The organism is Citrobacter sp. RHB35-C17, from assembly GCF_013816795.1.
Classification (GTDB): Bacteria; Pseudomonadota; Gammaproteobacteria; order Enterobacterales; family Enterobacteriaceae; genus Citrobacter_A; species Citrobacter_A amalonaticus.
Genome location: NZ_CP057150.1, coordinates 3,586,461 through 3,602,454, shown reverse-complemented (window position 1 = coordinate 3,602,454; position 15,994 = coordinate 3,586,461). Strand labels below are relative to the sequence as shown.

Here is a 15,994-nt window from a genome sequence, read left to right as displayed (position 1 = left end):
CTTGTTCCTTCACGCTTACTGATGCGTCTGGTAGTGGTGGGTGGAATAAGCGAAGTAGCCGCGCTGACGCATGAGTTCGCGGCGCAGGTCCGGGTGCGAGGTAAAACGATCGCGTCCGTGTAGCCAGAACAGGTTGTTGATCAACAGGAATTTACCCACCGAAACCGGAACGGACAGGATGCTTTTGCTGGTTTCCAGCGCATCAGACAGCTCGCTCAGCCAGACACCTTCTTCAAAATCTTTTGGCTGCACAAACTGGTCGATGTAGCGCATAACCGGGCGGCCCTGTTGGTCGACGTCAAATACCGGGTGGTACACATCATGACTGACGTTCTTGCTGGGCGGCGCAGCGAAGCGCATCGGACGGCGCGCCAGTGGGTGGCTGAAGTACTCGTCAAGATGTTCCCAGTCGTCAAGATGCAGCAGCAGCGAGTTGCCGCCGGTCATGTTTTGCTCGTCGATTTTCATCATCAGCACGTAATCGGTGATCTCTTCGACGTAGGTGCCGTCGTTATGCAACTCCATTACGCGGTGTGGCTGACGCAGATAGCTGTCTGAGTTATCGACGTTTTTTACCACAAAGCGCGCATAATACTGACCGCTCATGGCATCAAAGTTGGAGCGTCCAACCAGATGGGCCACCGCGGTTGCCAGTTTGACCATATCGTCAGCCTGCGCCACGTTATCGATGCCTTCTGCGTTGATCAGTAACGCGCCCTTTGCGCGATCCAGCAGCGTTTTCAGCAGCAGCGGCTGCAGCTGGTTGTCGCACAGATCGTCAAGGATCTTGCCCACTTTGAAGCGCAGGAACGATTTGTATTCCAGTGCCTGCACCGGCCATTGCGCGACCTGCCGAAGAAAGTGTTCTGTCGTCCGGGCGGAAAAGGTCAGCTCCAGCAGACGTGGGGATTGGGCTGACGGTTTCAGCGTAAATCCGTTGCCAGGTTGGCCTGGATCTTCAGCGTTTGGTTTAACGGCAGTCAGTGCATTCATCAGAATCGATCCTCTCAGTAGATGGTCAGGGAGACATGGCGAAGCTCATTTCGTAGCCATAAATTAAAAATATCTACATTTTTAGAAAGCGTGCACAAAATGAACTTTTTGTTTCTTTTTTGTGATCAAAAACAACAAATATTTAACATTATTAAATGCAGGGGTAAATGCATGCGTATCGGGAGAAAAGGGCGGAAAAGGTTGAGGAAACCGCCGGTTAGCCTACACTAACGCCGGTTGCGGTGTGTCTGATGAGCGAGGTTCGGGATAAACATGTTGCTTAAAAACCTCTTCCGTCGGGTGAAGTGGGTCAGTTCCGGCCTGTTGGCGCTGATCAAACACGTGGTGCTGACGCTGCTGGTGGTACTGATTATTTTTCTCGGCGTGCGGGTGTATCAGACAGAGAGTGGGCCTGATCTTCATTCCTGGCATACCTGGCACGGGAATGAAATGAGCGCGGCGGCGCTGGATAACGCCACCTTTGCGCAGTATCAGGTACGGGAAGCGGCGCTGTTTGCCGATCTACAAAAACAGGTGGGCGATACGCTGAGCCCGGATGAGCAGACGCCGATCAACCGTTTCTGGTCGGGCAGTCGGGTTGCTCCGGCGCAATTTACCCCCAACTGGAACCGCTCATTCGTGTTGATGCCGCAAGGCAAACCGCGCGGCGTTGCCGTGATGCTCCACGGCCTGACCGACTCGCCCTACAGCCTGAAAGATATCGCCCGGATCTACCAGCAGCAGGGATTTATCGCCGTGGTGCCACGCCTGCCCGGACACGGCACCGCGCCAGGCGCGTTAACGGCGGTCGACTGGGAAGCGTGGCTGGCCGCGACACGTCTGGCGGTGCGTGAGGCGACGAGACTGGTGGGTAACGAGGTGCCGCTGCATCTGGTGGGGTACTCTAACGGCGGCGCGCTGGCGCTGAAATACACGCTGGACAGTCTGGACGACGCCACGCTGCGACGTCCGCGTCAGGTGGTGTTGCTGTCGCCGATGATTGGCGTCACGTCATTCGCCCGTTTTGCCGGGCTGGCGGGGTTACCGGCGCTGTTTCCCGCGTTTGCCAAAGCCGCGTGGCTCAACGTCACGCCAGAATTTAACCCCTTCAAATACAATTCGTTTCCTGTCAATGCGGCGCGGCAGTCTTATCTGCTGACCAAAGCGCTACAGCAGCAAATTGTCCAGGATGCGCAGACTATGCGACTTCACGATCTGCCGCCGGTGCTGACCTTCCAGTCGGTAATGGATTCCACCGTCAGCACCCAGGCGGTAGTGGAGTCGTTGTATCGCTATCTGGGACCTAACGGCAGCGAACTGGTGCTGTTTGATATCAATCAGGCGGCTAACCTGCGCCCTCTGCTGCGGACATCTTCTTATACCGCCGCCGCGACGTTGCTGCCCTCCGTACCGCGAGCTTACCGCACAACGGTGGTCACTAATGCCACGGCAGAAACGCTGGCCGTGGTGGCGCGTGACACCCTCGCCGGAACGCGTGATGTGCAGGTTCAGCCGTTACAGGAGGCCTGGCCGCAGGAGATGTATTCGTTGTCGCATGTGGCGGTGCCCTTTCCAATGACCGATTCGTTGTATGGGTTGAAGCCGGATGTGTTGAATCGCTATGGGCTGAGCATTGGCACGATTGCGCTGCGCGGAGAGACCTCCACGCTGCTGGTGGGGCTGGATACGTTAATGCGTGTCACCTCGAATCCGTTCTTTCCCTATATGAAGGAACGGATTGAGGCGGTTATTGGAAGGAATGTTAAGAATTGAGACTGTTGCCGGATGACAACGCGGCGTGTTTTATGCGGCCTGGGTTGAGGGTAGGCCGGATAAGCGAAGCGCCATCCGGCGAGGCATTACCCGACATCCACCTGCGGTTTGGTGTGGCGCTTACGGAGGATCCGTAACAGCGGCGGGATCACAATGACTGCCACCGCCATCACCAGCAGCACTTTGGTGACGCTACTTTCCCACAGAATCGCCATATTGCCGTTGCTGATCGACAGCGCACGGCGCAGGTTTTGTTCGAGCATTTCGCCCAGCACAAAGCCTAAGATCAGCGGCGACATCGGGAAGTGCATTTTGCGCAGAACGTAGCCCAGCACGCCGAGCGCGACCATCAGCACCAGATCGAAGGTTGTACTGTGTACGGCGTACACCCCGACAGCGGAAACCGCCGCGATAGCCGGTACCAGGAACCACAGTGGGATGGTCAGCATCCGGGTGAACAGGCCGATCAGCGGAATGTTCATCACCAGCAGCATCACGTTGGCAATCAGCAGAGCCGCAATCAATCCCCAGACGATATCCGGTTGTTCGGTAAACATCGCCGGTCCCGGCGTGATGTTGTACAGGGTTAGGGCACCCATCATCACCGCCGTGGTGCCGGAGCCCGGCACGCCCAGTGTCAGCATCGGAATAAACGAGCCACAGGCCGACGCGTTATTCGCCGCTTCTGGTGCGGCAACCCCACGAATATCGCCTTTGCCGAAGCTGTCGCTGTTGCCGCTGATTTTTTTCTCGGTCATGTAGGTGATGGCGCTGGCGATGGTGGCACCCGCGCCCGGCAGCACGCCGACGAAGAAGCCAATCACCGACGAGCGCAGCGTCGCGCCGACGCACTGCGCGCCTTCTTTGGCGTTGAACAGCATGCGCCCTGTTTTGCGTACCAGTTTCTGCCCGCTGCTGGTATGTTCCAGCATCAGCAGGATTTCAGAAACCGAGAACAGGCCGATCACCACGACGATAAACTGCACGCCGTCAGAAAGATGCACGCTGTCAAAGGTAAAGCGATACACCCCGGTGTTGGCGTCAACGCCGACGGTCGCCAGTCCCAGACCAATCAGCGCCGCCAGAAACGATTTCAGCGGATTTTGCGCCATCATGCTGCCAAGACAGGCAATCGCAAAAACCATGAGCGCGAAGTACTCTGCCGGACCAAACGCCAGCGACCATTGCGCCAGTAAGGGGGCGAACAGAATGATTCCGCCGATGGCGATCAGTGAGCCAAAGAAGGAACTGACCGCTGAAATAGAGAGCGCGACGCCGCCGCGCCCCTGTTGCGCCATCGGGTAGCCGTCCAGCGCGGTCATAATTGCCGCCGCATCGCCGGGCACGTTGAGCAAAATCGACGAAATGCGTCCGCCGTATTCGCAACCAATGTAAACCGTTGCCAGCAGGATTAGCGCCGATTCCGCTGGCAGATGCAAAGCAAAGGCCAGTGGCAACAGGATCGCCACGCCGTTGATCGGCCCCAGACCCGGCAGCAGACCGACAATGGTGCCGACGAAGCAGCCGATCAGCGCGATCACCAGGTTTTCCGGCGTCATCGCCACCGCAAAACCCTGAGAAAGATATATCCAGGTATCCATCGTTTCTCCGTTAACTCAGCCAGGCGCCGAGCGGTAAGGTGACATCAAGCAGGCGGTCGAAGGCATACCACAGGGCGACGCCGAGGATCGCGCCGGAAATGCCCGCGGCGGGTAATGTGGCGCCAAACAGAATGCCAATCACCAGCGTCAGAATGGCGGTGGCGACAGGGAAGCCCAGCCACTCAAAGCCCCAGGCGTACATCAACAGGACGATCACCATAGTTAACAGTTTTTGCAGGACGTGCCGGCGCGGCCAGTCCACAACATCCGGATGGCGTAACAGGAGTGCCAGCGCGCACAGCGCCATCAGGGCGATAATCCCCAGCGGAAACGGACGCGGGCCGACCGGTTCGTAACTGTATTCACTCTGAATTTGCCAGGCGATAAACAGCCCGGCGATACACAGCAACAGCCAGATACCGGCGAAAATACGATCGCTCATCGGAGCCTCCATCTTTATTTCGCCAGGCCAAAGGCTTTCGCCTGCTCGCGGTAACCGGTCACCTGTTTTTTGACATACTCATCAAGCTGTTGACCCGTCATATTGAATTCGAACAGGCCACGCAGGTCGCGCTGCTTTTTGAACGCGTCGGTCTGCTGGAGTTTTTCAAATGCCTGCACCCACCATTGATACTCGGCATCACTGACTTTCGGGCCGACATAAAAGCCGCGAATGATGGGCCAGACCAGGTCGTAACCCTGCTCTTTGGCGGTAGGCACATTGGCGAGTTGTCCGGGCAGACGGTTTTCAGAGAAGACGGCGAGGACGCGGATTTTATCGCCGCTCAGATAGGGCACCATCTCACTGAGATCGCCGGAAACCACCTGTACATGATTGCCCATCAGTGCGGTGACTGGTTCGCCGCCGCCTTCAAAGGCGACATAGCGCATCTTGTGCGGATCGACGTGAGCCTGTTGCGCCAGCAGCGCCGACTTCATCCAGTCCTGGCTGCCAATAGAGGCCCCGGCGCCAATCACCACGCTGTTGGGATCTTTTTCCATCGCGGTGAGCAGATCTTTCAGTGACTTCCACGGCGAGTCGGCGCGCACGGCGATCATGCCGTAGTCCGTACCGACGCTCGCCAGCCAGCGCACATCATCCACGCCGTAACGACCAAATTTACCCTGTGACAGGTTCAACAGCGAACCGCCGGAGAACGCCACGACCGTCCCCGCTTCGGCGGGCCGTTGCGCGACGATCGCGTTATAGGCGACTGCGCCCACGCCGCCTGGCATGTAGGTCACGCGCATCGGTTTCTCGATAGCGCCAGTTTCCATCATGCTCACCTGAATCAGTTTGCAGGTAAGGTCAAAGCCGCCGCCCGGTTTCGCCGGGGCGATACATTCGGTACGCGACGGCGCTTCTTGCGCCAGGACAGAGGTGCTCATCAGTAAAACGCTTGCAGCAAGGGTACGAACGAACTGTTTTTTCATTATTTATCCTCACGCCGGAGAACCGGATGGTAGGGTTCGGAAGATTATTTTTTGATTATGTGAACCAACATGTAGCGGTTCGGTTGCGTGATTGTTAAAACATTAACCTTTCATTTCCCTTTCAATGCGGCAGAAACTTTACAGGATGTGATATGCGTCTCTTATTGGCGGAAGATAACCGTGAGCTGGCTCACTGGCTGGAAAAAGCGCTGGTGCAGAACGGATTCGCCGTGGACTGTGTGTTCGACGGACTGGCTGCCGACCATCTTCTGCATAGCGAAACCTATGCGCTGGCGGTTCTGGATATCAACATGCCTGGGATCGACGGACTGGAAGTGGTGCTGCGTCTGCGTAAGCGTGCGCAGACGCTGCCGGTGCTGCTGCTGACAGCGCGTAGCGCGGTGGCGGATCGGGTAAAAGGACTCAATGCCGGAGCGGATGATTATCTGCCCAAGCCCTTCGAACTTGAGGAACTGGACGCCCGGCTGCGGGCTTTGCTCCGGCGCAGTGCGGGACAGGTACAGGAGCTTCAGCAACTGGGCGATCTGGCATTCCATGACGAAGGATATTTCTTGCTTCAGCAGCAACCGCTGGCGCTCACCCCGCGTGAACTGGCGCTGTTGACGGTGCTGATGTATCGCAGAACCCGTCCGGTATCGCGCCAGCAGTTGTTCGAACAGGTCTTCAGCCTGAACGATGAGGTCAGCCCCGAAAGTATCGAACTGTACATTCATCGTCTGCGGAAAAAATTACAGGGCAGCAATGTGCGGATCACCACGCTGCGCGGGCTGGGATACGTGCTGGAGTGCGGCAATGAGGTGGGTTAAACCCCAGTCGTTATACCTGCAATTGATGCTGTTTCTTGATCTACCGTTGATTCTGCTGTGGGGACTGTCGGCGTTTAACAGCTACGTCAGCGCCCTGCAGGCGGCAACGCAGGCCTATGACCGCACGCTGCTGTCGTCTGCCCGCACGGTGGCGGAGCGGCTGGTGGTCCGCAATGCAACGCTGGAGGTCAATGTTCCGTGGGTGGTGCTGGACAGCTTTGAACTGAACATGAACGACCGGCTGTACTATAAAGTGGTGGATCCGTCGGGGAAGGTGATTTCGGGTTACGACGACCTGCCGGCAATGCCGCCTTCCACCTCTCGCACGCAACTCTACCCTGCGCTGGCCTGGTTTTATCATACGCAATATCAGGGGCAGGCCATTCGCGTGGCGCGCCTGTTGCAGCCGGTAAACGAGGGCGGCATTGTCGGGATGGCGGAGATCTACGTCGCAGAGACGCTACAATCGCGGCGTTACCTGGCAGGACAACTGCTGTTTTCGTCATCGGTAACGCAGGGTTTGTTGGTGCTGCTGACGCTGGTGCTGGTCGGCTGGCTGCTGCGCCGCGTGCTGCGGCCGATGCGCCAGCTCTCCTCACTGATGGTGCGACGTGAACCGGAACTCCTGACACCGTTACCTGAACTGCTGCCCTGGTCGGAGACGCGGTTGCTGATCGTCGCGTTTAACCGTTATCTCGATCGCCTGCGCGCGCTGATCTCCCGGCAGGAACGGTTTAGCGCCGATGCCTCTCATCAACTGAAAACCCCGCTGGCCGTGTTGAAAACGCAGGCCGCCGTGGCGCTTGCCAGCGAACAGCCTCAGCAGTGGCACGAGAGTTTACGGGCGATGAGTACGACGCTGGACAACACCATCCTGCTGACGGAAAGGTTGTTACAGCTTTCAGCGGTGAAGCGAAAAGAGCAGGGGGAGCGGCAGTTTTCACCGGTCAATCTGTTCGAGGTGGTGCAGACGAGCTGTTTCACGCGACTGGCGCAGGCGCGCAGTAAAGGCATCGACCTGGGTTATGAAGGCGTGCTGGAGGCGATATGGATAGACGGTGATGATGTCCTGCTGGGGGAATTGTGCGGTAATTTGCTGGATAACGCCCTGAAATATACCCCGGCGCAAGGGACGGTGACCGCCAGGTTACGTCGGGAAGGTGAGGCCGTGGTGCTGGAGGTCGAAGACAGTGGTCCTGGCATCGAAGATGAACAGATTCATCAGGCAATGCTGCCGTTCCATCGTCTTGAAAATGCCGGAACGGAAGCCGGAGCAGGCATTGGCCTGGCGCTGGTTTCTGATATTGCCCGTTTGCATCGCACCCATCCTCATCTTTCACGCAGCAATACGTTAGGCGGTTTACATGTTCGGGTTCGCTTTTTAGTGGTCGCTCACATCCCGATGAAAACATAAATATTCTTAATAGACAATCAGATAGCCGGAATTACCACATTGGGCCATAAAAGCCTTTAGCAAAAAGTGCTTTTCAAAGGCAGTTTTTACACGCTGGCAAAATGTTAAAAATCTTATTACGCAATATAAAAATCCTGGGTTCCTCTCTATTTCCCCTTTCATGATACGGAAAAATAGAATTTCGTCATCTGTCCTTCCCAGGAATTTATGCTCACTAATTATTATTTTCTGATATTAATGTTCAGGCTAATAGTCCGGGGGCGTATTGACAGCTTTTTAGGCGAGTGTAAAACTGAGCGCAAGAATTACATAAACATTATTAACCAAACAGCAAGCCGCAATGGCTGCCGCCGAAACGCTCCCGGGTCGTCACCAGAAGATCTGAATTTATCGTGTGTTGTCAGTCACCAACTGGCATGAGTGGATGTTTTGTACAGGGACACGCGTTATATATTTGCATAATATTGTTTTTTATTTCTGACGATGGTCTGTGATTCATTAACGCCCTCTCCGGAGAGTAAATCGTGGATCCTGGATGTTCGTTATTTACTCATGCATGGATACTATTGTCGGAGACAATATGTGAAATCATTATAACACCATCAATAGATTATTTAATTTAAGACTGTTCAGAATTCATTTCTGAATAGCCCTCTATTTCCCATTTCCAGGTGAGGGAAGCTTATCGATTCTATGTTGCGTATTAAAAACAATTACACCGCATATAAACATTTTATCAGATTATGAGCATTTTTTATGAACACAAATTATCGCGTTATATGGAATGAAGTTCTGAAGGTATTTCAGGTTTGTTCCGAGTTGGTGAGAGGGAAAAGCCAGTCATCAACCCATTCATCTTTGAATACAACGTCCTCTTCCGCGCAACAACACCATGCTTTGCAACCGCTTTTTAAACGTAGTGCCCTGTCACTGCTGCTGCTGGCCTCTCTGCCCGCCTATTCGGCCATTATTGATAATGGCGAGGTGGTCAACGTGGCGACGGGATATTCACTGGATTACTACACTTTCGTCGGCATGAACGGCGTGGGCACACTGAATATTCTCGCGGGCGGTGTGGTGGCAGGATCGGATGTCTACAAGCTCATTATCGGCGATAACACCCAGGCGAACGGTACGGTGAACGTCGATGGTTCCGGCTCTTCGTTACGTTCAGGAGCGATGACCATTGCCGAGTACGGTGTCGGCACCATGACCATCTCCAACGCTGCGGTGGTGAATACTTCAGGGTTGGGCGTGTTGGGCGGATCAAATGGCAGTCACGGGTCCGCTACGATCCGTTCGGGTGGACTGTGGAATTTAGTGAATCCTTCGGGGGCGCTCCAGGACCTGAATATTGGTTATGGCGGCACAGGAGTGATTAACATTGAAGAGGGCGGTGCGCTGAACGCCGGTATGACAACGATTGGCAGTTTTGAGGCTGGAGTCGGAACCGTCAGCATTAGCGGTCAGAATTCAACAATGAGCACCGGCGCGCTGCGGGTCGGGGATTATGGTTCGGGAACGCTGAATATCTCTGACTCTGCCATTGTACGCAGTAGCGCCGACAGTATGCTGGGACGTTCGCCTGCGGGTTATGGGCGAGTGAATATCAGTAACGGCGGGGAATGGCGGATCGCTGACGCCAGTGACGTCACCAAAAAACTCAACGTGGGTCATTCCGCGACAGGGATACTGGATATTCAGTCGGGTGGGAAAGTGGTTGCCAGCGCGGTGAGCCTGGCGGCAAATGGCGGCGAGGGGACGGTGAATATCAATGGCGCCGGATCGCGTCTGGATGCGACGTCAGCCACCGTCGGCGCCGTGGGCGACGGTACTCTCAACCTGAGTAACAGCGGCGCGCTTAACCTGAATGGCAAACTGTTCATTGCGCAGAATGCCTCAAGCACCGGCGTAGTGAACATTGGCGCGGCTCAGGGACAGGCCGCCGCCGGAGCGGGCGTGATTTCCGGCGTGACCGGCGTGACGTTTGGCTCGGGTACCGGTTCTCTTGTGCTCAATCACACCACCAACGATTCCTCCACCGCGGGAGGATATCAGCTCGCTATGCCGATTACCGGCCAGGGAACGATTGTTCATCAGGCCGGGCATACCGTACTGACGGGGGATAATACCTACAGCGGGAAGACCCTGGTCAATGGCGGCACGCTCACCTCGGCTCTGCAATCTAGCGCTAACAGAACCGGCCTTGGCAGCAGTGAAGTGACGATTGGCAGTGATGGCACGCTCGAAATTGTCGGTGCCACCGACACCAGCACTAATGACTTTGCCTTCAGCAATGTGTTGAACGGCACGGGGTTGATGTCTGTCAATCTGCACGCTGGGGATGATGTCTTTTCCTTTACGCCTGCCGTCGGCAACAGTTTTCGCGGAGCGGTTGAGTTGCGAAATAGCACATTTGCGCTTTCCGGGACTAACGCTTCGTCATTGGCACAATCGCTGTTAATCAGCAGTGCGGGGAACACCACAACCGTCAGCGGTACGCAGGATCTTACGGGGCTACTTTTTAATGGGGGCACGCTGGCTTTTGACGTTACGCTTCCGGGGGCAACGATCTCCAACAGTCTGGTGTCGGTCAATACCCTGGTTGCCGGCGCAGCGGGGGTAATGTACAACGGACGCGAACATCAGGCAGACGGTACCGGCACGGTGAAAGTAAACCTTGCCGATCCCTGGAACGATACTGGCGCGGCGGCGAATCCAGATACTACCGCAAATCTGCTCCAGCAGGATGACGCCGGGATTGGCGTACAACTGGTGAAAGCGTCGATTGTGCTTGGGTCGGGTGGTTCACTGACGCTTGCCGATCAAAACGGTGCGCCGATTGCGGGAGATAAAACCCTTCAGATAGCGCAGAACGGGACGACCGTGGCGAACGGGCAGTATGGTTTTCGCCTGACCACCGCACCGGGTAATGGCCTGTATGTAAACTACGGTCTGAAGGCGTTGGATATTCTCTCCGGACAAACGTTGGTGCTGTCGCCGTATGCGGGGGCGACGGGTGCGGGCGCTGATATGTCGGCGACGATCTCCGGCAGCGGCAATCTGGCGGTGAATACGGCTGATGTCGTGTCGCTCTCCAACGGCCTGAACGACTACAGTGGTGCCACGCAGGTACAGGCAGGGACGTTGCGCACCGACGCCGATGGCGCGCTGGGCGAGACCAGCGAATTGCACATCAGTAGTGGAGCAACCGCCGATCTCAATGGTACAACCCAGACGGCGGGTACGTTGACAGGACAGTCCAACTCCACTTTAGCACTAAATGGCGGCTCGCTGACCCTGTCGAACGGCGGGCTTAGCGAGGGAAGTCTGACCGGCAGTGGCGCGCTGAATGTTAACGGCGGCCTGTTAACGATTGACGGTGCTAACGCCGCCCTGACGGCCAAAACGACCATCAGCAGCGGGGCGGAAGTGAGCGTAAATGATGTGCTGGGTGCAGGCAGTGGCGATATCGTCGATGACGGGACGCTGACCCTGAATGGAATTGTCGGCACGCTGACGAACGCCATCAGCGGAGCGGGCGGCATTGATGTGGCGAATATGTCAGATGTGGTCGTCAGCGGGAATAATAGCGGCTTCAGCGGCCTGTTCAACATCGACACAGACAACAAACTGACCGTCAGTGAACAGCAGAACCTTGGCACTGCTTCTGTGACGGATAACGGCTTGTTGACGGTAGCGGCGGATACGAACTGGACGCTGGACAATGCCATTAGCGGCACAGGCAATCTGACCAAGACCGGTAGCGGCGTGTTGACACTGAAACAGGATTTGACCTCCTGGACGGGCACCACCGATATTCTCGACGGTGAGATTGCGCTGGGTAGCGATGCCGATTCTGCCGTCGATATGGCTAACCAGCAGGTAAATATTCACGATGGCGCTACCCTATCGGGGTATGGTCGCACCGCCGGGGATGTGGATGTGATGAGCAGCGGGACGATGCAGGTGTCCGGCTTTACAGTCGGCGGCAATCTGACTCACAGCGGCACTGTGATCCTGGGGCGTTCGGGCATGCAGCCGGGTAATCACCTGGATGTGAACGGTAACTACCACGGTAATGACGGTCTGATGGTATTTAACACAGCCCTCGGCGGTGATGATTCCGCCACGGACAAACTGACCGTACATGGCGATACCTCCGGTAACACGCGGGTGGACGTCAATAATGTCGGCGGTATTGGCGCGCAGACCCGCAACGGCATTGAACTGGTGCAAGTGGAGGGCAATTCAGCCGGTCAATTCGCCCTGACCCGTGGCTCCGTGGAGGCCGGTGCGTATGTCTACACGCTGGCGAAGGGAACCGGCGAGGCGGCGAAAAACTGGTATCTGACCAGCAAATGGAATGGTGTGATTGATTCGGACAACCCGCCGGTTGTTGATCCGCGGACGGTGGATGTTCTGCGACCGGAAGCGGGTAGCTATACCAGCAATATTTCTGCTGCGAACACGCTGTTTGCTCACCGTCTGCACGATCGTCTCGGCGAGCCGCAGTACAGCAATGCGCTCCAGGATGAAGGGCTGGCTGGTAGCATGTGGATGCGCCACGTCGGCGGGCATGAACGTTCCACGGCGGGGGACGGCCAACTGAAAACACAGAGCAATCGCTACGTGCTGCAACTGGGTGGCGACATTGCACAGTGGAGTATGGATGGGCTGGACCGCTGGCATCTCGGCGTGATGGGCGGTTACGCCAATGAGCACAGCAACACCCAGAGTAACCGTGCAGGATACGGTTCAGACGGACGTACCAGCGGCTACAGCGCCGGTCTGTACGGAACCTGGTATCAGAATGCCGTGGATAACACCGGGGCGTATGTTGATAGCTGGTTGCTGTACAACTGGTTCGACAACACGGTGGATGCGGACGAGCGTGAGAGCGACAGCTATGACTCTAAAGGGCTGACGGCCTCGCTGGAAGCGGGTTACACCCTGAAAGCCGGTACGTTCAGCGGCAGCCAGGGTTCTCTGAACACCTGGTACATCCAGCCGCAGGCACAGTTCACCTGGATGGGCGTGAAGTCGGATTCGCATACCCGGCATGATGGTACGCGCATTGAAACAGAAGGTGATGGCAACATTCAGACGCGTCTTGGGGTGAAAACGTACCTCAACAGTCATCACAAAATGGATGACGGACAGCAGCGCGAGTTCCAGCCCTATGTCGAAGTGAACTGGATCCACAATACCGAATCCTTCGGCGTGAAGATGGATGGCGTGAAAATCAGCCGTGACGGCGCGCGCAATCTGGGTGAAGTGCGTACCGGGGTGGAAGGTAAACTGAATAACCGTTTAAGCGTCTGGGGGAATGTCGGTGTGCAACTGGGTGATAAAGGCTACAGCGATACCCAGGGCATGCTGGGAGTGAAATACAGCTGGTAAGTTCAGACGGGGAAAAGCAGAAATAAAAAAGCCGCGTAAGCGGCTTTTTTATTCTTTAATGATCAGGGCGAAAGATTTATTCGCTGATTTTCTTCTCTACGCTGGCTGCGCCTTCTTTGGTTTTATTCCAGCCCTGCTCAGCACTTTCTTTCGTGGCGTTCCAGCCTTTTTCAGTACCTTCTTTGGTTTTATGCCAGGTTTCTTGCGAGCCTTCGCTAACTTTGCTGCTGATATTATCCTGTTTACCTTCGGCGCGGTGTTCTGCTTTCAGTTTTTGCTCTTCCCCCTGATTCTGCGCCTGGTGTAATTTCTCTTTCGCTGTATTTGCGTTTTCATGTGCGGCGGCGACATCATTATCGGTTGCGTGTGTCGTAGCGGCAAAAACAGGAGAAGCCAGCAGAAGTGCAGATAATGCGATTAGAGTCTTTTTCATCATGTCCTCGCTTTACGTTATAAGTTATTAGCGTGTTTAAGCATGGCATCTAAACGAAGCGCTGGCTTTAGGAAAAAACTGTAAGCGGGAAATATCGATTTTTTCCATGTGTTACGTCAGGAGCGCGTCATGCTGATTGGCGTTGACGGCGACAAATAAATATCGACATGACTATGGTTATTTATCGTTCTTTCTACCATGCTTTTTAGATTCGTGGCGTTAAGCGAGTCAACGACAAAATAATAACTTTTCTCTCGCCCGGGGCTGACAATGCGTAACACTCTTCTCCCTATTATTGTTGCTGTGTTGCTCTTTATTCTCGGTGTTTCTGTTTTAAATGTGCAGCTCTGGTATTCGGCGAGAGCAGACAGTCTTTCGGGGGCCCGCTATGTTGCGAGTGATATTGATGTCATTCTTGATGAGGCTACTCACGCGACGTCAACGGCCAGTGATATCATGCGAAAGGGTTGCGATCAGGAAGGGCAGTACCGGTTAGGGACGGAAGCCGCGCTACAGCCTCATCTTCGGACCATTTTAATCTACCGCGAAGGCAAAATATGGTGCTCCTCGCTGCCGGGTAATCGCATGCTACTTTCTTATCTTTCTGAAATACCGGATACAACGCTGCAACTCGCGCCAGCAAATAATGCGGTTAACAGACGACCGGTTTTGTTATATCAGAATCAACTTGCCGGGAGCCGAATTGTCATCACCATCAGCGATCAGCATATTCGTGATTCACTGCGTACGCCGCTGAAAGAAGCGAATTATTCATTAATGGTAGGGAAGGCGATCCTGGGGCTGTCCGGTGATGTGGCGACCGTCAACGATACAGGCCAGGAGTTCGGACAGGTAGGATCCAAACGTTACCCCTTCACAATACGTTATAATTTACCGCCCGTGTTTAGCCTGCAAAGACTCATCAGTCAGGGGATGGGGATGCTGATCTTCATTTTTCTCATGTCTTGTTTTGCCGCGTATGCCCTGATTAAGTATTTAAATAAAAGCACCACGCCGGAAGAAGCGCTGCGCAGAGCAATTCTCAAGGGAGAAATCGTGCCTTTTTATCAGCCCGTGGTGAATGGCCGGGAAGGGACGTTACGGGGCGTTGAAGTGCTGGCGAGGTGGAAACATCCGAAAGCCGGATATATTTCCCCGGCGTCATTTATTCCGCTAGCGGAAAAGTCAGGTTTGATTATTCCTCTGACGCAAAGTTTGATGGAACAAGTGGTTACCCATATGAATGCTATCGCCACGAAGTTGCCAGAAGGTTTTCATGTCGGTATTAACTTCAGCGCCTCTCATATTACCGCACCGACCTTTGTCGACGAGTGTCTGAACTTTAAGGCGCGGTTCAGCCGAAAAGATTTGAATCTGGTGCTCGAAGTGACCGAGCGTGAACCTTTGCATGTCGATGAGCACCTGGTACAGACGCTCAACGTTCTGCACGAAAATGGTTTTGTCATCGCTCTGGATGATTTTGGCACCGGTTATTCCGGACTTTCTTATCTTCATGATCTACACATTGATTACATTAAGATCGATCAAAGCTTTGTGGCGCGAGTCAGCATGGAAGAAGATTCCACCCGGATTCTGGACTGTGTACTGGATCTTGCTCGAAAACTGTCGCTAAGCATTGTGGCGGAGGGCGTGGAAACAAAGGAGCAGGTTGACTATCTGAACCGTAACGATATTACCTTCCAGCAGGGGTACTATTTCTTTAAACCGGTTAACTTCACCGAACTGATAAAAATTATTTTGTCGAAGCCGAAAGTCAAAGTGGTTGTTGAATAGGTGCGCTATTTTTTCTGTGAATTTTGTGTATTCATATTATCCACTTCCTGCATGCCTTTTTGTGGGTCAATAAAATAGCATTTCGTCTTTGACGAATGGGCCAGTGATGCCGTCTCGCATTGCGCCAGATCGCTAAACGCGCCAATCACTTCACTTTTCGTTGTGTTATTGGAAAGGGCGAAAATCAGTGCCAGAACGTACATATTCATTCCTTGAATAAATGGCTCATGGAGAGCCCGTTTTTTATTGACAGGAAGATACTACGTAGGACATGGCGCAAAACAAGTTGAACATGCCTGCAAGTCTGAATCTGGACCAGATC

Annotated in this window: 11 protein-coding genes; 5 read left to right on the top strand and 6 right to left on the bottom strand. The window is 54.7% G+C overall.

Translation table 11 applies throughout. From position 1 onward, the window contains the following. Positions 1-15 precede the first annotated feature (15 nt). Complete coding sequence (gene glaH / locus HVZ37_RS17170; protein ID WP_042999649.1) at positions 16-993, bottom strand: glutarate dioxygenase GlaH; 978 nt, start codon at positions 991-993, stop codon at positions 16-18. A 273-nt stretch (positions 994-1,266) separates the two neighbouring features. Here glaH and HVZ37_RS17165 point away from each other — a divergent pair, with 273 nt between their 5' ends. Continuing rightward, the gene (locus tag HVZ37_RS17165; protein WP_181627794.1) at positions 1,267-2,766 is read left to right on the top strand and encodes an alpha/beta fold hydrolase; all 1,500 of its coding nucleotides are present in this window, start codon (positions 1,267-1,269) and stop codon (positions 2,764-2,766) included. Positions 2,767-2,852: 86 nt separating this feature from the next. On the opposite strand, the gene HVZ37_RS17160 is transcribed toward HVZ37_RS17165, so the two are convergent. The 3 genes from HVZ37_RS17160 to HVZ37_RS17150 are packed head-to-tail and all read right to left on the bottom strand — an operon-like array spanning position 2,853 to position 5,801. Continuing rightward, a complete protein-coding gene (locus tag HVZ37_RS17160; RefSeq protein ID WP_042999650.1) occupies positions 2,853-4,367 on the bottom strand; it encodes a tripartite tricarboxylate transporter permease in 1,515 nt (504 codons plus the stop codon). Between the two features lie 10 nt (positions 4,368-4,377). Then, positions 4,378-4,809: a tripartite tricarboxylate transporter TctB family protein gene (locus HVZ37_RS17155; protein WP_042999651.1), complete on the bottom strand. Its 432-nt coding sequence runs from the start codon at positions 4,807-4,809 to the stop codon at positions 4,378-4,380. A gap of 14 nt (positions 4,810-4,823) precedes the next feature. Continuing rightward, positions 4,824-5,801 carry a tripartite tricarboxylate transporter substrate binding protein gene (locus HVZ37_RS17150; protein ID WP_054176932.1) on the bottom strand — a complete coding sequence of 326 codons (978 nt, stop codon included), beginning with the start codon at positions 5,799-5,801 and terminating at the stop codon, positions 4,824-4,826. A gap of 152 nt (positions 5,802-5,953) precedes the next feature. On the opposite strand from HVZ37_RS17150, the gene tctD reads away from it, so the two are divergent. From tctD to HVZ37_RS17135, 3 genes are all read left to right on the top strand, one after another. Beyond that, complete coding sequence (gene tctD, locus HVZ37_RS17145) at positions 5,954-6,628, top strand: transcriptional regulator TctD (protein WP_181627793.1); 675 nt, start codon at positions 5,954-5,956, stop codon at positions 6,626-6,628. Continuing rightward, on the top strand, positions 6,615-8,042 hold the full coding sequence (locus tag HVZ37_RS17140) for a sensor histidine kinase (RefSeq protein WP_181627792.1): 1,428 nt from the start codon (positions 6,615-6,617) through the stop codon (positions 8,040-8,042). Before tctD ends, HVZ37_RS17140 begins: the two co-directional genes overlap by 14 nt. A gap of 756 nt (positions 8,043-8,798) precedes the next feature. Further along, entirely contained in the window at positions 8,799-13,445 is a 4,647-nt protein-coding gene (locus tag HVZ37_RS17135; protein WP_181627791.1) for an autotransporter outer membrane beta-barrel domain-containing protein, read from the top strand. Positions 13,446-13,521: 76 nt separating this feature from the next. On the opposite strand, the gene HVZ37_RS17130 is transcribed toward HVZ37_RS17135, so the two are convergent. Then, positions 13,522-13,878, bottom strand: coding sequence for a hypothetical protein (locus HVZ37_RS17130; RefSeq protein ID WP_042999656.1), 357 nt, complete (start codon positions 13,876-13,878; stop codon positions 13,522-13,524). Positions 13,879-14,148: 270 nt separating this feature from the next. On the opposite strand from HVZ37_RS17130, the gene HVZ37_RS17125 reads away from it, so the two are divergent. Next, on the top strand, positions 14,149-15,672 hold the full coding sequence (locus HVZ37_RS17125; RefSeq protein WP_054176929.1) for a cyclic diguanylate phosphodiesterase: 1,524 nt from the start codon (positions 14,149-14,151) through the stop codon (positions 15,670-15,672). A 5-nt stretch (positions 15,673-15,677) separates the two neighbouring features. Here the strand turns inward: HVZ37_RS17125 and HVZ37_RS17120 are convergent, their stop codons facing one another. Then, positions 15,678-15,875, bottom strand: a complete 198-nt coding sequence (locus tag HVZ37_RS17120) for a hypothetical protein (RefSeq protein ID WP_042999658.1) — start codon at positions 15,873-15,875, stop codon at positions 15,678-15,680. Positions 15,876-15,994: the final 119 nt, after the last annotated feature.